The sequence below is a fragment of the Streptomyces sp. NPDC058671 genome (assembly GCF_042716475.1).
Lineage (GTDB): Bacteria > Actinomycetota > Actinomycetes > Streptomycetales > Streptomycetaceae > Streptomyces.
The window spans coordinates 340020-358178 of record NZ_JBHXSA010000001.1 but is presented as its reverse complement, the minus strand read 5'-3'; the positions used below and the strand labels follow the sequence as shown (position 1 = coordinate 358178).

Sequence of the window (18159 nt, the reverse complement as noted above, 5' to 3'; positions counted from 1 at the left end):
TCGTCGGCTGTGTCTTTTGTTTATATGACTCTGGTCCCGTTCTGCCTTATCGCCTCGCGCGCGGGCGCCCCCCCGGGGGGGCCGCCCTCTCTCGTACGGTCTCCGCGGGTGGATCAGCCCGCGAGCAGCTTCTTCACGGAGGCGGCGACCCGCCCGCCGTCGGCCTGGCCGGCGACCTTCGGGTTCACGATCTTCATGACGGCGCCCATGGCACGCGGCCCCTCGGCGCCCGCCGCCTTCGCCTCCTCGACGGCCGACGCGACGATCCCGTCGAGCTCCTCGTCGCTGAGCTGCTTCGGCAGGTACGCGTCGAGGATGACGCCCTCCGCCTTCTCCCGCTCGGCGGACTCGGCACGACCACCCTGGGCGAAGGCGTCCGCGGCCTCGCGGCGCTTCTTCGCCTCCTTGGCGATCACCTTCTGCACCTCGTCGTCGGAGAGTTCGCGCTTGGTCTTGCCCGCGACCTCCTCCTTGGTGATCGCGGTGATGGTGAGCCGCAGGGTCGAGGAGCGCAGTTCGTCGCGCTCCCTGATCGCGGCGTTGAGGTCGGCCTGGAGCTTCGCCTTCAGCGTGGTCATGGGCCAAGTGTGGCAGGTGGATCACCCCACCCGCCCGCGCATTTACGCCCGGCGGGTCTGCGACGATGGGGGAATGCGCGCACGGTACGGGATCCCCCTGAAGATCACGGCAGGCCTCACGGCGACGGCCGCCGCCGGAATCGTCTACGCGGCCGGATTCGAGGCCCGCTCGTTCCGGCTCCGCCGGGTGACGGTCCCGGTGCTTCCACCCGGCATGAGCGACCTGAGGGTCCTCCAGGTCTCCGACATCCACATGGTGAGCGGCCAGCACAAGAAGCGGGCCTGGCTCCAGTCCCTCGCGGGGCTCCGCCCGGACCTCGTCGTGAACACCGGCGACAACCTCTCCGACCCGGAGGCGGTGCCGGAGGTGCTCGACGCGCTCGGCCCGCTGATGGAGTTCCCGGGGGTGTACGTCTTCGGGTCCAACGACTACTACGGCCCCAAACTGCGCAACCCCGCCCGCTACCTGATGGAGAAGGTGCAGGGCCGGCACGGCCTCAACGGCAACAAGCCCGTCGAGGGCGCCGTCCACAACCCCTGGGAGGGGATCCGGGACGCCTTCGACGCGGCGGGCTGGGTGAACCTCACCAACGCCCGCGGACGGCTCAAGCTCCCGCAGGCGGACCTCGCGTTCACCGGACTCGACGACCCGCACATCAAGCGGGACCGGTACGAGCGGGTGGCCGGCGGCCCCGACGGCGAGGCCGACTTCACGGTCGGCGTGGTCCACGCCCCGTACCTGCGCACGCTCGACGCGTTCACGGCGGACGGGTACGAGCTGATCCTCGCCGGGCACACCCACGGCGGGCAGCTGTGCGTCCCCTTCTACGGGGCGCTCGTCACCAACTGCGACCTGGACACCGACCGGGCGAAGGGGCTCTCCACCCACACGGTCGCCGACCGGACCTCGTACCTGCACGTCTCGGCGGGCTGCGGCACCAACCGCTTCACCCCGGTCCGCTTCGCCTGCCCGCCCGAGGTCACCCTGCTCACCCTGACGTCCCGCGCCTGACGCCCCTCGGCGGGGGCACGCTCCCGCCGAACAGCCCGCCCGTACCGGCTTCCACCGCCCGCCGCCCCTGCGCCGCGCCCCCGAAACCGGATTTCGCCTCAGCGCGCGCGTGGGCTAAAGTAAGCGATGTCGCCGCGACGTGAAGAGCAGAGCAGCGACATCGGGGTGTAGCGCAGCTTGGCAGCGCGCTTCGTTCGGGACGAAGAGGTCGTGGGTTCAAATCCCGCCACCCCGACAGCTGAGACATCAGGTGAGGCACTTACCGCTTGCGGTAAGTGCCTCACCTGTTTGCGTGGGCGGGTCAGAGGGTCTTGTGGGGGGTGGGGGCCGGGGCTTCCGTGGAGGCGGGGCACTCGGCGTTGTGGCAGGGGCCGGGGCGCCATACCGGGACGAAGACCCCGAGGGTCTTGTGCCGTCCCTTCACCGTCGTGGACACGGGCTGCTTGCAGACCGGGCAGGCAAGCGTCCCTCGGGGGTCGGTCTCGTGCTCGGTTTTACTCATCCTTTAACGATAGGCGCTGTGGGCGCAAAAGGGACATCCGGTCATTCTTTTCGTTCCTGCTCCCGGTCGGGGGGCTCCGGGGCGCGGCGGGGTGGAGGCCTTCGCAGGCTCAGGGCCACGGAGCCCCCCAGGACGACGACGATGACCGCGAGGCTGATCGGGGAGGGGATCTCCGGGATGCTCGGGCTGATCAGCTTGTGGGACGCCTGGAGGATGAGCTTCACGCCGATGAAGGCGAGGATGATCGCGAGGCCCTTGCTCAGGTAGTGGAACCGGTCCAGAAGTCCGGCGAGCATGAAGTACAGGGCCCGTAGGCCGAGGATGGCGAACGCGTTGCTGGTGTAGACGATGAACGCGTCGTCGCTGACGGCGAGGACGGCGGGAACGCTGTCGACGGCGAAGATCAGGTCGGCCGCCTCGATCGCCGCCACCACCGCCAGGAGCGGGGTGGCCACCCGCTTGCCGGCCTCCTTGACGAAGAACTTCGTGCCCGCGTACTCGTCGCGCACCGGCATGACCTTGCGCAGGAGCCGTACGGCGAAGCTCTTGCCCGGGTCGAAGCTCTCCTCCTCGTCCTTGAGCAGCTTGTAGGTGCTGTAGAAGAGGACCGCGGCGAACGCGAAGAGCACGGCGGTGAAGCGGCTGACCACGGCGACGCCGAGGGACAGGAAGATCCCGCGGAAGATCAGGGCGCCCATGACGCCGAAGAACAGCACCCGGTGCTGGTAGGCGCGGGGCACCTTGAAGTAGGCGAAGATCACGGCGAAGACGAAGAGGTTGTCGACGGACAGGCTCTTCTCCAGCAGCCACGCGGTGGTGTACTCCGTGCCGGCCGTCGTTCCCAGGACCAGGAAGACGACCCCGCCGAAGATCAGGGCCAGTCCCACCCACAGGGCGCTCCACGCGGCGGCTTCCTTGAAGCCGATCACATGCGCGGTGCGGTGGGCCAGCAGGTCCACCGTCAGCGACAGCACCACCGTCGCGGCGAACACCGCCCACAGCCAGAACGGGACCTCAAGCACGCCTGGTCCTCCCCGTCGGCACGAGCTGTCCTGTCTCACGGGCCTTTCCATCCAGTCTGCGTCCATTCGGGCGCCGGGACGATTCGGCGACCGCAGCGGAGCTGACACGGCTGACACGGGCTGACAGCGGCCGGTGGGGGCTGTCAGGTGGCCGGCCGGGGGCTGTCAGGCGGGTTCGGCGGTGTCAGGGGTGTCGAGAACGGCGAGGACCTGACGAGGAGATGTGACATGGGGTACGCGATCCGGGCCGAGGGCCTGGGCAAGAAGTACGGCGACTTCACCGCGCTGGACGGGGTCGACCTGGAGGTGGCGGCCGGGAAGGTCGTCGGTGTCCTGGGGCCCAACGGCGCCGGCAAGACCACCACCGTACGGATCCTGGCCACACTGATGCGGCCCGACGCCGGGCACGCCACCATCGGCGGGCACGACATCGTCAAGGACCCGGTCAAGTGGTCGCGTCGGACCGGGTCAGGTCACCGGCCCTGCGGTGCACGTTCGCCAGGCCCACAAGGATGTTGGCCTCCAGACGCAGCTGCCCCTGCTCGCGGGCCTGCCGGTGCGCGGCGTGCAGATCGCGGAAGGCTCCCGCCAGGCCGCCGCTGCGGCGGCGTTCGCGGGCGAGTCCGGCCTTGCTGAGGTACAGGTAGTCCTCGGTGCCGAGTTCGGAGCTGAGTGCCACCGTCCGTTCGAAGGTGGCGATGGCCTGGGCGTACTCGCCGCGCAGGGAGTGGTCGCTGCCGATCGGGAGCAGGCTCATCACGAGCCCCCAGCGGTCGCCCACCTCCTCGAAGCCGCGCAGGGCCGCGATCCGGGACTCGGCACCGGTGACCAGGTCGCCTTGCTCGGTGAGCGCGAAGTCCCGTGCGAGGTGGGCGCTGGCCCGCACCCAGGGGTCGGGCGAGTGGGGGGGCGGCGGTTCCGGTCGGCCCCGCGGCCCCGGGGAGGGACAACCGGGACATCCGCAGGAGCAGGGCCGCCGGATGGAACTCGCGCGCCGTCGCCGACTCGCCACCCGCGGCCGTCGGGGGCCACCCCGGCGCCGGCGACGACTCGCCCCCGGACGGCGGGTGGGACCCGGGGCCCGTCTTCGGTGTCCCCGCGCCCGTCCGGCCCTCGCCGTCCCCCACTCGTGCGGCACCCGGTTCCGTGGCCGTCGTCGGCAGGTACGTGTCGAGGCGGGTGCTCAGTCCCCGGATTCCCCTGGTAAAGGGGCGCGGTCGGGGTGGCTTCGGGGGCAGCACGAAGCCGGGGAAGCACGGGCGGGGACGGACGCCGTCCTCACGCCCACGGGCCGAGGGCGTGCTTGCCGCGCGTCCGGCCCGCTTCGAGTTCGACATCCGGGTGGGGGCTCCGTCCTCCGGGGCCGCTCCCCGGAGCGGTGGTCCTAGATCACCGGCGGGCGTCCCAGCCGGGTCATGTGGCGGACCGTGGACCAGCGCATCGGGCGGCGGGGGCCGCCGGAGCGGCGCACGCCCTCCGCGAAGCCGGCGAACCAGGACGCGAGGCCCGGCAGGGAGCGGGTGCGGGCCAGGGTGAGCAGGGTCCAGACGCCCAGGTAGACGGGGACCAGCGGCGCGGGCAGGTTGCGCTTGGCGAGCCAGACGCGGTTGCGGGCGGTCATCCGGTGGTAGACGGCGTGCCGGGCCGGGCTGGTCTTGGGGTGCTGGAGCAGGAGCGCCGGCTCGTAGATGACCTTCCAGCCCGCGTCGAGGGCGCGCCAGGCCATGTCGGTCTCCTCGTGGGTGAAGAAGAACTCCTCGGGCCAGCCGCCGATCTCGTCGAGCATCGGCATCGAGAGCCCGTGGCCACCGCCCAGGAAGGTCGTGACCTCCCCGCCGCGCATCGGGTCCTTCGCGCCGAGGCGCGGGACGTGGCGCCGCTGCGTCTCGCCCGTCTCGTCGGCGATGCGGAACGACACGACGCCCAGGGCCGGGTCCCCTTCGTACAGGTCGGCGAGGCGCCGGAAGACGTCGGTGTCGACGAGCAGGCCGTCGTCGTCCAGGTCCACCAGGACGTCGACGTCGCCGAACGCGCGCAGCGTCTCGATAGCGACGTTCCGGCCGCCCGACACGCCCCGGTTCTCGGGGAGTTCGACGCCGGTGACGCCGTCGGGGAGCTCCGGGAGCGTCCCGGTGCCGTTGCCGACGACGACGATCCGGGCGGCGGGTTCGTCCTGCCGCGCGACCGCGTCGAGCAGTGCCCGCAGCTCGACCGGGCGCGTGCCCATCGTCAGTACCGCCACACCCACACGAGGTCGTGCCACGACCCACTCCGTTCCACGCTCACCGGCGACCGCCGGCACTCACTCCGGGCCGCGATGCTAACCGGAGGGCGCCACCTTCCGTTCATCCGCATCACAGTCCACGGCCATCCCGTCGGCCCGTCGGCCACGGGAGCGGGGCCTCGGAGGGGCCGGGCGCGGACGTCTTCGCGGGAGCCGGGGCGGGCCCCGGGGGGAGCGCGGCGAAGAGCACGGTCGGGCGGCTCTACGCTGGTTGTCTTCCGTCAAGTTGATCGATCGTCGAAAGGGTGGTCTCCAGGTGCTGGTCGCGGACCGATATCGGCTTCACGTGTGTATCGGCCGGGGCGGCATGGGCGAGGTGTGGCAGGCCACCGACGAGGTGCTCGGCCGGTCCGTGGCCGTCAAGCTGATGCTGGCGCAGTCGACGGACCCCTCCGCCGGTGACCGGTTCCGGCTGGAGGCGCAGACCGCCGCCCGGCTCAGCCACCCGCATGTGGTCGGCGTCTTCGACTTCGGTACGTGGGACGGGAAGCTGTTCCTGGTCATGGAGCTGGTGGAGGGCGACAGCCTCGCCGGGAGCGCCTCCGATCCGCTGGTGCTTCCCCCCGAGCGGGTCGCCGTGGTCGCCGCGCACGCCGCCGCCGGGCTCGCCGCGGCGCACCGGCAGGGTGTCGTGCACCGGGACATCAAGCCGGGGAACCTGCTGATCGACGGGGACGGCACGGTGAAACTGGCCGACTTCGGCATCGCGCGCTTCGTCGACGACCCCTCGGCGGCGCTCACGACGACGGGGCAGATCGTGGGTACCGGGCTCTATCTGGCGCCTGAGCGGGCTCTCGGGCAGCCCGCGTCGTCCGCGTCCGACGTGTACTCGCTCGGCTGCGTCCTCTACCAACTCCTCACCGGTCGCCCGCCGTTCCGCGCGGACACGGCGACGGCACTGCTGTACCAGCACATCGACACCCCGCCGGTGCCCCCGGGGCAGCTCGGGGTGGCGCTGCCGTCCGAGTTCGAGACGTATCTGCTGAGCCTGCTGGCGAAGCAGCCGGAGCAGCGGCCCTCGGCGCAGGCCATCGCGGACTGGTTCTCCTCCGGTGCGTGGCGTTCCTACGCGCCGGGCATCCCGTCGCAGCCCCGGCCGGGTGCGGCGTCGCACCACCGCGCCGGCCCGCCGCGGGGTGCCGCCGCCCGGGCCACGCCGAGGTCCGCGCCCATGGCGGCGCACGTCTCCGGGCCCGCCTCCGGGTCGATGTCCGGGCCCATGCCGGCGCCCGTGGCCCCGCCGCCGACCGGGCCGGGGCAGGCCCACAGACCCGCGGCAGGGCAGACCCGCGGACCCGGGAGCGTCGGTGCGCCCGCCGCGTCCCGGCGGCGTGAGCGGCCGGCCGCCACGAGCGGCGGGCTCGCGGAGCTGTCCCGGCGCCGCCCGCGCAAGACGGCGGCTGTCGCCGGGGCCATCGCGTTCGTGGTCTTCCTGATCATCGGGATGGCCTGGCTCTCCTGAACCCGGCTCCGAGTCGGGGCTCCCAGGCGGCGGCGCTCCGGAGACCCGGGCCGGATCGGGGGCCCCCGCCGGCAGCCCTCATGAGCCCGGGTCCTCGGACCGGCCTCCCGGGCCCCACGGCGGCCCCTCAGGGCCCTCACGGGCCCCGCCCCCTCAGTACGCTCGCGGCGCCATCACCTGCGGCTCCCCGTCCGCCGTGGCGATCAGTCGGCAGCTCGGCTCGCCGGGCCCCGGGTTCACCCGTACGGACACCGTCGTCGGCGGGTCGGTCGGCAGCTCCACCGGTACGGTGACCGGCCGGTCACCGCGCGTCCTGGCGTAACCGGTCTCCTTGCCGTCGACGAGGATCTCGACGACCACGGTGTGCCCGGTCTGGACGGTCGTCGAGACCGAGTGCCCCAGGTGGTCGATGTGGAAGTGGTGCCGTCGGCTCATGGGTCACCTCCGTACTCTCCAGAGTAGGTACGGAACGCCCCTCGCGCCGCTCCACCGGCCGGCCGGGGCCGCTACGCCGTCTCCGCCAGGGCGAACAGACCGATCCTCGCGCCCTCTTCGTACGCCCGGCGCAGCTCCGGGTCGTCGAGCAGGCCCCGCAGAGCCGTCTCGCTGCGGTCCCGGACCGTCGCGCAGTACTCCGCCGGCTTGTACGAGGCGTCGAAGACGGAGGTCCTCAGCAGGTTGACGGCGCCGAGGAGATGGGCGGCGGACGCGGCCCGGCCGGCCATGAGCCGCAGCTGGGCGAGGAGTTCGGCCGCGCAGGCCGCCCCCACCGCCGACCCGAGCGTCAGGTGGCCGCGCAGCGCCCGGCGGGCGTGGTCGGCGGCGCGTTCGCGCTCGCCGTCCCAGGCGAGGAGCTCGGCACGCGCGTGGTGCGTCCACGCCTCCGCCCACAGGTCGCGTCCGGCCCAGGCCCGCGGTGACGCCGGGTCGAGCACCAGCTGGTCCAGGGCCTCCTGGGCGGCCTCCGGGTCGGTGCGGGTGAGGCTGAGCGCGAGCGCGGCCCAGCACAGCTCCCGGGTGGGCCCGAAGTCCGGGAACTGCCCCATCAGGGCCAGCGCGTCCCTGAACTCGGCCGCCGCCGCGCGCGTACGCCCCTGGTGGAGGGCGGTCGCGCCGCGCAGATGGGACAGCAGGCCCAGGGTGCGGTCGTCCCTCTCCCGTACGGCGGCCGCCCAGGCCCGGACGAGGAGCGGGTCGGCGTCCTCGGGGCGGCCCGACTCCAGCTCCAGGAAGGCGGCGAGCCACAGGGCGCGGGACGACGGTGGTCCGGAGTGCACGGAGAGGGCATGGCGCAGCCGGGTCCTGCCCTCGGCGACCCGCCCGCAGGCGACCCACAGGAACCACAGGGAGACGGCGATCTCGACGGCCGTGTCGGCCTCGGCGCTCGGTGAGAGGGGCGCGGTCGTCGGGTCCATGGCGGCGGCCAGGTCGGGCAGTTCGCGCAGGGCGAGGTCGCGGGCGTCGAGCTGGCGGCCGCTCTGCCACCAGTCGGAGGCTCGCCGGGCGAGCCGCGCGCACCACCCGCGGTGGCGCAGGACGACGGCCCAGCGGTCGCCGCGCGCGGTGAGCCGGCGGGCGCCGACGGCCCGCATGGGGTGCGGCATCCAGTAGCGGGGGGTGTCGTCCTCGCCGTCGAACAGGTCGTCGACGGGGAGGAGGGCGACGGGGGCGAGCCGGTCCAGGACCGGCAGGAGGACCGCCGGGGGCAGGGCGTCGGAGGCGCACACCTCACGGACGGCGTCCGTGCCGAAGGCGCCCTCGAAGACGGACAGCCGTTCCCACAGGAGTTGTTCGGCGAGTCCGCAGCGGGCGTAGCCGCGCTCGGCGGCGGCGAGCTGCCCGGCACTCACCGGCTCGCCCCACAGCAGTTCCGTCCTGGATGCGTCCCCGGTCACCATGTACCCCGTCCCCGTGATCTCCGTGCTGGGCCGTGCCTGCCGCCGTGCCCGCCGCCGTGCCCGCCGCCGCGCCCGCGATCCGAGACGTGTGGCGGAGTCGGTGGCGGACAATCGCCGTTACGGCTTGAATGCAGAGGCCCTGGCCCACATCCTGGGGCGCTCCGGGACCCACACCCACGGATTCCCAGGGATCGGCCAAGGAGGAAAATGCGTACCGGGGAATCCGTCCTGGGAGAGGCGGATCTTTCGCTGATCCACGCACTGCAGATAGCCCCGCGGGCCAGCTGGACCCAGCTCTCGGCCGTCCTGGGGGCGAGCCCGGACACCCTCGCCCGGCGCTGGGAGCACCTGACGGCCGGCGGGTACGCCTGGAGTTCGATGCTCGCCGCCCGCCGCGGCACGGACGCCATGCTGTACGCGTGGATCGAGCTGGAGTGCGCGGCGGGCGACGCCGAGGCCACCGCGTCCGAGGTCTCGCGCGACCCCTGCACCCTCGGGGTCCACCAGGTGACCGGCGACGCCGATCTGGTCCTGCTCGTGGCGTGCCCCGACCTGTACGCCCTCGACGGGTACCTCGCCGGACGGATGCGGCGACTGCCCGGGGTGCTCCGCTCCCGTACCCAGGTCGTCACCCGCCTGCACAACCGCCCGTACCGCTCCCGGATCGAGCAGCTCACCCCCGGTCAGGTGCGGCTCCTCGCCGGGATCACGGGCGACGACCGGCGTCCACGCGCGCGCGGGGGCACCGGGCCGAACCTCACGGAGCTGGACCACCGGCTGGTCGCCGAGCTGGCGGGGGACGCCCGCCGCAGCGCCGCCGAACTGGCCCGGCAGTGCGGTACGAGCGAGTCGACGGTACGGCGGAGGCTGGACGTCCTCGCGGCGGGCGGCGCCCTCCACCACCACTGCCTGCCGGCCCCGAGGTTCTCCGGGCGCCCGGTGTGGGCGATGGTCACGACCGACGTGCCGCCCCTTGAGGTGCCGGAGACGGTGGCGGCGCTCGCCCGGCTGCGCGAGACCCGGCTCGTCACCTCCGTCACGGGGCCGCACAACCTGGCGGTCGCGCTGTGGCTGCGTACGGTCGACGAACTGCACGACGTGACGGCGGCGTTGGTACGGGCCGCCCCGGCGCTGCGGATCGCCGGCACCGCGCTCTCGCTGCGCACCCACAAGATCGGGGCGCAGGTCCTCGGACCGGACGGGCGCCGTGTGCACCACGTACGGCCGGAGGCGCCGCCGTACTGACCCGGCCGCCGGGCCCCCGCCGGCGCCGCCGGCCTCCGCTCAGGCCGGGCGGGAGGCCCTGATCGAGTACATCAGGGGGACGCGGGGGCGGTCCGCGGGGAAGCGGTAGTAACCGTCGTCGTGCCGCTGGAGCGCGCCGTAGCGGGGGAACAGCGAGGCGTCGTGCTCGTGCAGGAACTCGATCCGCAGGCCCGCCCCGGCGATCGCGGTGACGACCTCGCCGACCGGGTGCACCCACTCGACGCTGCGGTTGTGGACGGTGGCGGCGTCGAGGTCGGCGTAGGTGCCCGGGGTGGTGTCGACCCAGGGGTCGCGGACGAAGTAGTCGTGCACGACCCGGCTGCCGGTCTCGTCGTCGAGCGAGTCCGTCAGCGGATGGAACTCCGCCACGTAGAGGAAGCCGCCGGGGGCGACGAGCGAGGCGGCGGTCTCCGCCCAGCGCTCCAGGTCGGGCAGCCAGCACAGCGCCCCGCCACCGGTGTAGACGATGTCGTACGCGCTGTCCGGCACGGCCTCGGCGGCCTCGTACACGTCGGCGGCGACGAAGGCGGCCCGGGCCCGGGTCAGGCCCAGGTCGGCGGCGAGGGAGCGGGCGGTCTCGACGGCCGGCTCGGAGAAGTCGAGCCCGACGACGTGCGCGGCGCCGTGGCGGGCCCAGGAGAGGGTGTCGAGGCCGATGTGGCACTGGAGGTGCAGCAGGGAGCGCCCGGTGACGTCGCCGACCTCCGCGAGCTCGAAGTCCCTCAGGGGGTCCTTGCCCGCGCGGAAGGCGTCGAGGTCGTAGAACCGGCTCGCGGCGTGGATCGGTACGCGCTCGTCCCAGCGCGCGCGGTTGGCCTCGTGCCAGTCCTCGGGGGTCGGGGAGTACATGTCGGCGAGGTTATCCACAGGTTCGGGGGGACGCGACCTGATTGTCTGCCGCGCGGAGCATCATGGGTGCCATGACTGAGAGCAAGGCAATCGACACCCCCGTCTGGGAGCAGCGCTTCCGCGCGCCGCGCGTCTCCCTGCCCGAGTGGGCCGAGGAGGCCCCCGACCGCTCCCTCTTCGTGTCCAACGCGACGGGGACGTACGAGCTGTACGCCTGGGACCGGGCGAGCGGGGAGCAGCGGCAGGTCACGGACCGGCCGAACGGCACGACGGACGGCACGCTGTCCCCGGACGGCGCCTGGATCTGGTGGTTCGCGGACACCGACGGGGACGAGTTCGGGGTGTGGATGCGCCAGCCGTTCGGGGGCGGCGCGGACGAGCCGGCCGTGCCGGGTCTCGACGCCTCCTATCCGGCGGGCCTCGCCATCGGCCGCGAGGGCACGGTCGTGGTGGGCCGCTCCACCGACGAGGAGGGCTCGACGGTCCATCTGGTACGCCCCGGGGCCGCCGCCCCGGTCGAGATCTACCGGCACCGGGAGTCGGCCGGGGTCGGGGACCTGTCGTACGACGGTTCGCTGATCGCGATCGAGCACACCGAGCACGGGGACGCGATGCACTCGGCGCTGCGGGTGCTGCGCGCCTCGGACGCGAGCGTGGTCGCCGAGCTGGACGACACCAAGGGCGGTACGGAGGAGTTGGGGCTCGCCGTCCTCGGGTTCGCGCCGGTGGCCGGGGACAGCCGGCTGCTCGTCGGGCACCAGCGGCGCGGCCGCTGGGAGCCGATGCTGTGGGACGTGGCGGCGGGCACCGAGACGGACCTCGCGCTCGACCTGCCGGGCGACGTGTCGGCCGAGTGGTATCCGGACGGCTCCGGGCTGCTCGTCGTGCACAGCTTCGAGGCCCGCAGCGAGCTGTGGCGGTACGAGATCGCGACCGGCGCCCTGGTGCGGGTGGAGACCCCGGCCGGTTCGGTGTCGAGCGCGACGGCCCGTCCTGACGGCAGCGTGGAGTACCTGTGGTCCTCGGCCGCCGAGCCGCCGGTGGTGCGGTCCACGGACGGGGGTGTCGTCCTCGACCCGCCCGGTCCGAAGGCGCCGCCGTCGGTGCCGGTGGAGGACGTGTGGGTGGAGGGACCCGGCGGGAGGGTCCACGCGCTGGTGCAGCGCCCGGAGGGGGAGGGACCGTTCCCCACGGTCTTCGAGGTGCACGGCGGCCCGGCCTGGCACGACAGCGACGCCTTCGCCTCGGGCCCGGCGGCCTGGGTGGACCACGGGTACGCGGTGGTGCGGGTCAACTACCGGGGCTCGACGGGGTACGGCCGGGAGTGGACGGACGCGCTCAAGCACCGGGTGGGCCTGATCGAGCTGGAGGACGTGGAGGCCGTCCGCGCGTGGGCGGTGGCGAGTGGCCTCGCCGACCCGGAGCGGCTCGTCCTCTCCGGCGGCTCCTGGGGCGGCTACCTCACGCTCCTCGGCCTCGGCACCCGGCCGGACGCCTGGGCGGTGGGTCTCGCGGCGGTCCCGGTCGCGGACTACGTCACGGCGTACGAGGACGAGATGGAGGCCCTGAAGGCGCTGGACCGGACGCTGCTCGGCGGTTCGCCCGACGAGGTGCCCGAGCGGTACGCGGCCTCGTCGCCGCTGACGTACGTGGACGCGGTGAAGGCGCCGGTGCACATCTCGGCCGGCGTCAACGACCCGCGCTGCCCGATCCGTCAGATCGACAACTACGTCGAGCGGCTCAAGGCCCGGGGCGCGGTCCACGAGGTGTACCGCTACGACGCGGGCCACGGCTCGCTGGTGGTGGAGGAGCGGATCAAGCAGGTCGCCCTGGACCTCGCGTTCGCCGCGAAGCACCTGGGGACCCGGGCGGCGGGAGGCTGAGACGGCTTGCGTACCGTGGGGGGCGTGTACCGGTTCCTGAGAACGCCCCGCTGGTGGGGGATCAACGTCTTCGTCCTGCTCGCGATCCCGTTCTGCGTCTTCATGGGGACCTGGCAGCTGGGCAAGTTCGAGGATCGCGTCGACTCCCACCAGGAGGCCGAGGAGCGGCCCGACGCGAGCTCCCTCACTGCGGAGCCGCTGGACTCGCTGCTGCCGGTGGACAAGGAGACCTCGGGCCGGTCGGCCGAGGCGCGCGGCCGCTTCGGGGAGCAGTTCCTCGTCCCGGACCGTGAGCTGGACGGCCGGGCCGGTTCGTACGTCCTGACGATGCTGCGGACGGACGGCGGGCGGTCCCTGCCGGTGGTCAGGGGCTGGCTCCCCGCGGGTGCGCAGGCCCCCGCCCCGCCGTCCGGCGAGGTGACGGTGGTGGGCGCGCTCCAGGCCTCGGAGACCGCAGGCACGAAGGGCGTCCACGCGGCCGGCGGGCTGCCCGAGGGGCAGCTCGGCATGATCAGCGCGGCCACCCTGGTGAACGTGGTGACGGACGACGTCTACGACGCCTGGATCACCCTCACCGACGCCCCCACCGGTCTCACCCCGGTGCCGGCGGCCGCGGCGGCGGGCACGAGCCTGGACGTGAAGGCCTTCCAGAACCTCGGCTACACGGCGGAGTGGTTCGTCTTCGCGGGCTTCGTCCTCTTCATGTGGTTCCGCCTGGTGCGCCGCGAGGCGGAGGCGTCCCGCGACGAGGCGCTGGGCCTGTAGAGCCTCCTGAGGCCCCTGCGCCCCCCTGATCCTCCAGGGGGCCGCAGGGGCCTCGGGTGCCTCGGGGCCTCGGGCCTCAGGGCCTCAGGTGCTTCAGGAGGCCAGCAGCCCGGTGCGGTAGACGGTGCCCGCGCAGGCGCCGGAGATGGTCGCCGAGGCCGCGGGGCCACCCGGTTCGGCGACATGCGTCACCAGGACGCTGCCGTCCGCCGAGCCGTCCGCACGGAGCAGCTGGGGCGCCGCGCCGCCCTCCGCGCCCGCGCCCGCCTCCGGGCCGGTGTCCGGACCGGTGCCGGTGCCGCCGGCGCCCGAGCCCTCGCTCGGGTCGGGGTCGGTCGTGGGAGCGGTCGTCGGGGGGTCCGTCGGGGGCGGCGTGGTCGGCGGCTCGGTCGGCTCCGTCGGCTCGGTCGGTTCCGTCGGGGTGGGCGTGGGGCCGGTGGGGCAGGTCTCGCTGGGCACCCAGACGAACTTCACCTCGTAGGAGCCGCTGGGCCGCAGGACGAGCGAGGACGACTCCTGCGAGGGGTCGGGCAGCCCACCGCCGCCGTCCCCCGAGGTGTGCCGGATCACCGAGATCCGTGCCGGGTCGGCCGCGCCGCGGGCCTCGAAGCCGACGATGCCGCTGCCGTCCACGGCACAGGCCTGGCCGGAGAAGTTGGTGATGCGGAAGGAGCCGTACACCTTGCCCTCGCCGTCGGGCCCGCCCGCCCCGGCCGAGCTGACGCCGAGCTGGTCGGCCCCGCACGCCGGCACGGAGCCGGGGCCCGCGCCCTGCGTCTGCCGGGGTCCGCCGCCGGACGCGCCGGTGCCGGGCTGCTGCGGCTTGCCGGAGGAACCCTCCGCCACGCCCTGGGTCGGCGACACGACACTCGCCGGGGCCGTGGCGCTCCGGCCGCCCTCGATGCCGGTCTCGGCGCCGGTGCCGCCCTGGGACTCCTCGCCGTGGCCCGCGTTCACCGGGCTGTCGGCGGCGGAGACGCCCCCGGAGGCGGCGACGTGCACGAAGGCCGGCACGGCCGTCCCGATGAGGACCGCCGCGGCGGCCGCGCCGACGATGGCCTGTCGCTTGCGGGCGCGCCGCGCGGGCACGGCACGGTGCAGGTGCTCCAGCGAACCCTTGGACGGTTCGAGGCCGGACACGGCGCTCCGGAACAGCTGCCGCAGCGCCTGTTCCTCGTCGCCGTCGCCCTCGCCGGGCTCGATGTTCACCATGCGCTGTCCAGTCGGTTCGTCACGTTCTTCTCGGGCGTCAGGTTCGTCGTTCTTGCCGAGCTCCCCACTCATGACGTCGCTCCCATGGCGACGCGCAGGGCCGCGATGCCCCGCGAACCGTACGCCTTCACCGAACCCAGCGATATCCCGAGCGCCTCGGCGACCTGCGCCTCGGTCATGTCGGAGAAGTACCGCAGGGCGAGCACCTCGCGCTGGCGCCGCTGGAGCCCGCGCATGGCCTTGATCAGGTCCTCGCGCTCCAGCAGGTCGTACGCGCCCTCCTCCGCGCTGGCCATGTCCGGCATCGGCTTGGACAGCAGCTTGAGGCCGAGGATGCGGCGGCGCAGGGCGGACCGGGAGAGGTTCACGACGGTCTGGCGCAGGTAGGCGAGGGTCTTCTCCCGCTCGCGCACCCGCTTGCGGGCCGAGTGGACGCGGATGAACGCCTCCTGGACGACGTCCTCGCAGGAGGCCGTGTCGTCGAGGAGCAGCGCGGCGAGACCGAGCAGCGACCGGTAGTGGGCGCGGTAGGTCTCGGTGAGGTGGTCGACGGTGGTGCCGGCGACCGTGTCGCCCTCGGCGCTCGTCCGGGGCGACGGGATGCCGTCCATCGAGCCTGCGCGGGATCCGGTGGGCACGGGGGCGATCACCGGCATGCCGCCGAGAGCCCGCGGGCGCCGGTAAGGGGCGGCCGCGGGGGCGCGTACGGGGGCGACGGCGACGCTCCGCGGGGGGAGCACCACTGTGCCCGCGCCGCGCAGCGGAGCGATGGTCGCGATGTCGAGTAGCTCAGCCACGCATGTTGGACACGCTTCCCCCCGGCAGGGTTGTACGCGTACGCGACCCTTTTCGACGGTGCGTCGTCTGTCCTCATGCGTAACCGATCTCCCCCGGTGCCCCGCCCTCGCGGCGTCCGCCCCCCACGACCGTGACCAACGCGGAGACGCCTCCCACCGACCACTGGTTGCAGCGAGGGTGAAGAGCATCGTCAACCACGGCATCACCGCAGTTCAAGAGGTATCTGACGCGTATTTGCTCACAGGGTGTCCACAGATCCTACAAAGCTGGGACAACCGATTCGGCGATCTGCAGGGCGTTGAGCGCCGCGCCCTTGCGGAGGTTGTCGACGCAGACGAAGAAATCGAGCGCCCGTTCGTCGTCCAGGGAGCGCCGCACCCTCCCGACCCAGGCCGGATCGGTGCCGACGACGTCGGCGGGGGTGGGGAAGTCGCCCGCGCCGGGGTCGTCGTACAGCACGACGCCCGGGGAGGTCGCCAGGATCTCGTGGGCCCGCGCGACCGGTACGGGCCGCTCGAAGCGGGCGTGCACGGAGACGGAGTGCCCGGTGACGACGGGGACCCGCACGCAGGTGACGGCGACCCGCAGGGCGGGCAGCCCGAGGATCCGGCGGGTCTCGTCCCGTACGCGCTCCTCCTCCGAGGAGGCCCCGTCGGCGCCCGCCGTGCCCGACCAGGGCAGGACGTTGAACGCGAGGGGCCCGGGGAAGGGCCCGGTGTGCTCGCCGACGGCCCGCCGTACGTCACCGGGCCGGGTGCCCAGGTCGCCGTCGGCGGCCACCAGGCCGAGCTGTCGCCGGAGCGTGTCGGCGCCCGCCCGTCCCGCGCCGGCGCCGCCGGCGGCCTGCTGGGCGGTGACGACCAGTTCGGTGAGGCCGAACTCGGCGTGCAGGGCGCTCACGGCCACGATCAGCGCCAGGGTGGTGCAGCCGGGGCTCGCGACGATGCCCCGGGGCCGCAGGCGGGCGGCGTGGGGGTTGGTCTCGGGGACGACGAGGGGGACGTCGGGGTCCGCGCGGAAGGCGGCGGAGGTGTCCACGACGACGGCGCCCTTGGCGGCGGCGATGGGCGCCCAGCGCGCGGCCACCTCGTCGGGCACCAGGAAGAGCGCCAGGTCGACGCCGTCGAGGGCGTCCTCGCTCAGCGCGAGGATCTCGCACTCCTCCCCGCGCACGGCGGCCTTCCGGCCGGCCGAGCGCGGGGAGGAGAGGAGGCGTATCTCGCCCCAGACGTCCGCGTGGTGCGTGAGCATCTGGAGCATCACCGAGCCGACGGCTCCGGTCGCGCCGACGACCGCGAGTGCCGGCTTCGGCGTCACCGGCCGGTGCCTCCGTAGACGACGGCCTCGTCCGAGTCGCTGTCCAGACCGAAGGCGGTGTGGACGGCGCGCACGGCCTCGTTGACGTCGTCGGCGCGGGTGACGACGGAGATGCGGATCTCGGACGTCGAGATCAGCTCGATGTTCACGCCCGCGTCGGAGAGCGCGCGGAAGAAGTCCGCCGTGACACCGGGGTTGGTCTTCATCCCGGCGCCGACCAGGGAGATCTTGCCGATCTGGTCGTCGTAGCGCAGCGAGTCGAAGCCGATCGCGCCCTTCGCCTTCTCCAGGGCGTCGATGGCCTTGCGGCCCTCGGCCTTGGGGAGGGTGAAGGAGATGTCCGTGAGGCCGGTGGAGGCGGCGGACACGTTCTGCACGATCATGTCGATGTTGATCTCGGCGTCCGCGACGGCCCGGAAGATGGCCGCGGCCTCGCCCGGCTTGTCCGGCACGCCGACGACGGTGATCTTCGCCTCGGAGGTGTCGTGGGCGACGCCCGAGATGATGGCCTGCTCCACCTTGCGGCTCTTTTCTTCGGAGTGTGGCTCGTTGCTGACCCACGTGCCCTGCAGCCCCGAGAAGGACGAGCGGACGTGGATCGGGATGTTGTAGCGACGCGCGTACTCGACGCACCGGTGCAGGAGCACCTTGGAGCCGGAGGCGGCGAGCTCCAGCATGTCCTCGAAGGAGATCCAGTCGATCTTCTTCGCCTTCTTCACGACGCGCGGGTCGGCCGTGAACACACCGTCGACGTCGGTGTAGATCTCGCAGACCTCGGCGTCGAGCGCCGCCGCGAGCGCCACGGCGGTGGTGTCGGAACCGCCACGGCCCAGCGTGGTGATGTCCTTCTTGTCCTGGGACACACCCTGGAACCCGGCGACGATGGCGATGTTGCCCTCGTCGAGGGCGGTACGGATCCGGCCCGGCGTGACGTCGATGATGCGCGCTTTGTTGTGGACGGAGTCGGTGATGACACCGGCCTGGCTGCCCGTGAACGACTGGGCCTCGTGGCCCAGGTTCTTGATCGCCATGGCCAGCAGGGCCATGGAGATCCGCTCTCCGGCGGTCAGCAGCATGTCGAACTCACGCCCGGCAGGGATCGGGGATACCTGCTCGGCGAGATCGATCAACTCGTCCGTCGTGTCGCCCATCGCGGAAACCACGACGACCACCTGGTGGCCGTTCTTCTTGGCGTCCACGATCCGCTTGGCGACGCGCTTGATGCCTTCGGCATCGGCAACGGAGGAGCCTCCGTACTTCTGCACGACAAGGCCCACGTGCGCTCCTCGCTCAGTGTGTGCCGCAGCCGGC

17 protein-coding genes, 1 tRNA gene and 1 pseudogene are annotated in these 18159 nt (G+C 73.2%); 7 read left to right on the top strand and 12 right to left on the bottom strand.

The features are described from left to right. Window positions 1-113: 113 nt before the first annotated feature. Window positions 114-578, bottom strand: a complete 465-nt coding sequence (locus tag ACFWV2_RS01630) for a GatB/YqeY domain-containing protein (RefSeq protein WP_360788791.1) — start codon at window positions 576-578, stop codon at window positions 114-116. Between the two features lie 73 nt (window positions 579-651). Here ACFWV2_RS01630 and ACFWV2_RS01625 point away from each other — a divergent pair, with 73 nt between their 5' ends. Continuing rightward, a complete protein-coding gene (locus ACFWV2_RS01625) occupies window positions 652-1590 on the top strand; it encodes a metallophosphoesterase (protein WP_384400033.1) in 939 nt (312 codons plus the stop codon). Between the two features lie 161 nt (window positions 1591-1751). Continuing rightward, window positions 1752-1825, top strand: a tRNA-Pro gene (locus tag ACFWV2_RS01620). A 66-nt stretch (window positions 1826-1891) separates the two neighbouring features. On the opposite strand, the gene ACFWV2_RS01615 is transcribed toward ACFWV2_RS01620, so the two are convergent. After that, complete coding sequence (locus ACFWV2_RS01615) at window positions 1892-2092, bottom strand: hypothetical protein (RefSeq protein ID WP_384400030.1); 201 nt, start codon at window positions 2090-2092, stop codon at window positions 1892-1894. A 41-nt stretch (window positions 2093-2133) separates the two neighbouring features. Beyond that, entirely contained in the window at window positions 2134-3114 is a 981-nt protein-coding gene (locus ACFWV2_RS01610) for a TerC family protein (protein WP_384400027.1), read from the bottom strand. A 228-nt stretch (window positions 3115-3342) separates the two neighbouring features. On the opposite strand from ACFWV2_RS01610, the pseudogene ACFWV2_RS01605 reads away from it, so the two are divergent. Further along, a pseudogene (locus ACFWV2_RS01605) lies at window positions 3343-3564 on the top strand (ATP-binding cassette domain-containing protein); the annotation flags it as partial. Here ACFWV2_RS01605 and ACFWV2_RS01600 read toward each other — a convergent pair. Together ACFWV2_RS01600 and ACFWV2_RS01595 are read right to left on the bottom strand one after the other, a co-directional pair. After that, entirely contained in the window at window positions 3560-4000 is a 441-nt protein-coding gene (locus ACFWV2_RS01600) for a hypothetical protein (RefSeq protein WP_384400347.1), read from the bottom strand. The pseudogene ACFWV2_RS01605 and the gene ACFWV2_RS01600 sit on opposite strands and share 5 nt — an antisense overlap. A gap of 498 nt (window positions 4001-4498) precedes the next feature. Further along, entirely contained in the window at window positions 4499-5377 is an 879-nt protein-coding gene (locus ACFWV2_RS01595) for a glycosyltransferase family 2 protein (protein ID WP_360788780.1), read from the bottom strand. Between the two features lie 328 nt (window positions 5378-5705). On the opposite strand from ACFWV2_RS01595, the gene ACFWV2_RS01590 reads away from it, so the two are divergent. Continuing rightward, window positions 5706-6860 carry a protein kinase gene (locus tag ACFWV2_RS01590; RefSeq protein WP_384400322.1) on the top strand — a complete coding sequence of 385 codons (1155 nt, stop codon included), beginning with the start codon at window positions 5706-5708 and terminating at the stop codon, window positions 6858-6860. Window positions 6861-7013: 153 nt separating this feature from the next. On the opposite strand, the gene ACFWV2_RS01585 is transcribed toward ACFWV2_RS01590, so the two are convergent. Both ACFWV2_RS01585 and ACFWV2_RS01580 read right to left on the bottom strand, forming a co-directional pair. Beyond that, window positions 7014-7295, bottom strand: a complete 282-nt coding sequence (locus ACFWV2_RS01585; protein ID WP_384400023.1) for a hypothetical protein — start codon at window positions 7293-7295, stop codon at window positions 7014-7016. A 71-nt stretch (window positions 7296-7366) separates the two neighbouring features. Beyond that, window positions 7367-8758 (bottom strand): tetratricopeptide repeat protein, encoded by a 1392-nt coding sequence (locus ACFWV2_RS01580; protein WP_384400020.1) that lies wholly within the window; start codon window positions 8756-8758, stop codon window positions 7367-7369. A gap of 207 nt (window positions 8759-8965) precedes the next feature. Here ACFWV2_RS01580 and ACFWV2_RS01575 point away from each other — a divergent pair, with 207 nt between their 5' ends. Then, the gene (locus ACFWV2_RS01575; RefSeq protein WP_384400017.1) at window positions 8966-10003 is read left to right on the top strand and encodes an Lrp/AsnC family transcriptional regulator; all 1038 of its coding nucleotides are present in this window, start codon (window positions 8966-8968) and stop codon (window positions 10001-10003) included. Window positions 10004-10042: 39 nt separating this feature from the next. Here the strand turns inward: ACFWV2_RS01575 and ACFWV2_RS01570 are convergent, their stop codons facing one another. Further along, window positions 10043-10873, bottom strand: coding sequence for a class I SAM-dependent methyltransferase (locus tag ACFWV2_RS01570; protein WP_384400014.1), 831 nt, complete (start codon window positions 10871-10873; stop codon window positions 10043-10045). A 62-nt stretch (window positions 10874-10935) separates the two neighbouring features. Between ACFWV2_RS01570 and ACFWV2_RS01565 the strand changes: the two genes are divergently transcribed. Both ACFWV2_RS01565 and ACFWV2_RS01560 read left to right on the top strand, forming a co-directional pair. Next, window positions 10936-12756, top strand: coding sequence for a prolyl oligopeptidase family serine peptidase (locus ACFWV2_RS01565; RefSeq protein WP_384400012.1), 1821 nt, complete (start codon window positions 10936-10938; stop codon window positions 12754-12756). A 24-nt stretch (window positions 12757-12780) separates the two neighbouring features. Further along, window positions 12781-13521 carry an SURF1 family protein gene (locus ACFWV2_RS01560; protein WP_384400008.1) on the top strand — a complete coding sequence of 247 codons (741 nt, stop codon included), beginning with the start codon at window positions 12781-12783 and terminating at the stop codon, window positions 13519-13521. Between the two features lie 93 nt (window positions 13522-13614). Here ACFWV2_RS01560 and ACFWV2_RS01555 read toward each other — a convergent pair whose 3' ends face one another. The 4 genes from ACFWV2_RS01555 to ACFWV2_RS01540 form a co-directional block, all read right to left on the bottom strand. Continuing rightward, a complete protein-coding gene (locus tag ACFWV2_RS01555) occupies window positions 13615-14805 on the bottom strand; it encodes a hypothetical protein (protein WP_384400005.1) in 1191 nt (396 codons plus the stop codon). Continuing rightward, complete coding sequence (locus ACFWV2_RS01550; protein ID WP_384400002.1) at window positions 14802-15530, bottom strand: SigE family RNA polymerase sigma factor; 729 nt, start codon at window positions 15528-15530, stop codon at window positions 14802-14804. Before ACFWV2_RS01550 ends, ACFWV2_RS01555 begins: the two co-directional genes overlap by 4 nt. Window positions 15531-15789: 259 nt before the next feature. Continuing rightward, on the bottom strand, window positions 15790-16848 hold the full coding sequence (locus ACFWV2_RS01545; protein WP_384399999.1) for an aspartate-semialdehyde dehydrogenase: 1059 nt from the start codon (window positions 16846-16848) through the stop codon (window positions 15790-15792). Beyond that, window positions 16845-18125, bottom strand: a complete 1281-nt coding sequence (locus ACFWV2_RS01540; RefSeq protein ID WP_384399996.1) for an aspartate kinase — start codon at window positions 18123-18125, stop codon at window positions 16845-16847. The genes ACFWV2_RS01545 and ACFWV2_RS01540 overlap by 4 nt, the downstream gene beginning before the upstream one ends. Window positions 18126-18159: the final 34 nt, after the last annotated feature.

Excerpts from the sequence above, each read along its gene's own strand:
- ACFWV2_RS01630 (WP_360788791.1), bottom strand. The coding sequence starts at position 578 with ATGACCACGCTGAAGGCGAAGCTCCAGGCCGACCTCAACGCCGCGATC.
- ACFWV2_RS01625 (WP_384400033.1), top strand. The coding sequence starts at position 652 with ATGCGCGCACGGTACGGGATCCCCCTGAAGATCACGGCAGGCCTCACG.
- ACFWV2_RS01615 (WP_384400030.1), bottom strand. The coding sequence starts at position 2,092 with ATGAGTAAAACCGAGCACGAGACCGACCCCCGAGGGACGCTTGCCTGC.
- ACFWV2_RS01590 (WP_384400322.1), top strand. The coding sequence starts at position 5,706 with ATGGGCGAGGTGTGGCAGGCCACCGACGAGGTGCTCGGCCGGTCCGTG.
- ACFWV2_RS01585 (WP_384400023.1), bottom strand. The coding sequence starts at position 7,295 with ATGAGCCGACGGCACCACTTCCACATCGACCACCTGGGGCACTCGGTC.
- ACFWV2_RS01580 (WP_384400020.1), bottom strand. The coding sequence starts at position 8,758 with ATGGTGACCGGGGACGCATCCAGGACGGAACTGCTGTGGGGCGAGCCG.
- ACFWV2_RS01575 (WP_384400017.1), top strand. The coding sequence starts at position 8,966 with ATGCGTACCGGGGAATCCGTCCTGGGAGAGGCGGATCTTTCGCTGATC.
- ACFWV2_RS01570 (WP_384400014.1), bottom strand. The coding sequence starts at position 10,873 with ATGTACTCCCCGACCCCCGAGGACTGGCACGAGGCCAACCGCGCGCGC.
- ACFWV2_RS01565 (WP_384400012.1), top strand. The coding sequence starts at position 10,936 with ATGGGTGCCATGACTGAGAGCAAGGCAATCGACACCCCCGTCTGGGAG.
- ACFWV2_RS01555 (WP_384400005.1), bottom strand. The coding sequence starts at position 14,805 with ATGAGTGGGGAGCTCGGCAAGAACGACGAACCTGACGCCCGAGAAGAA.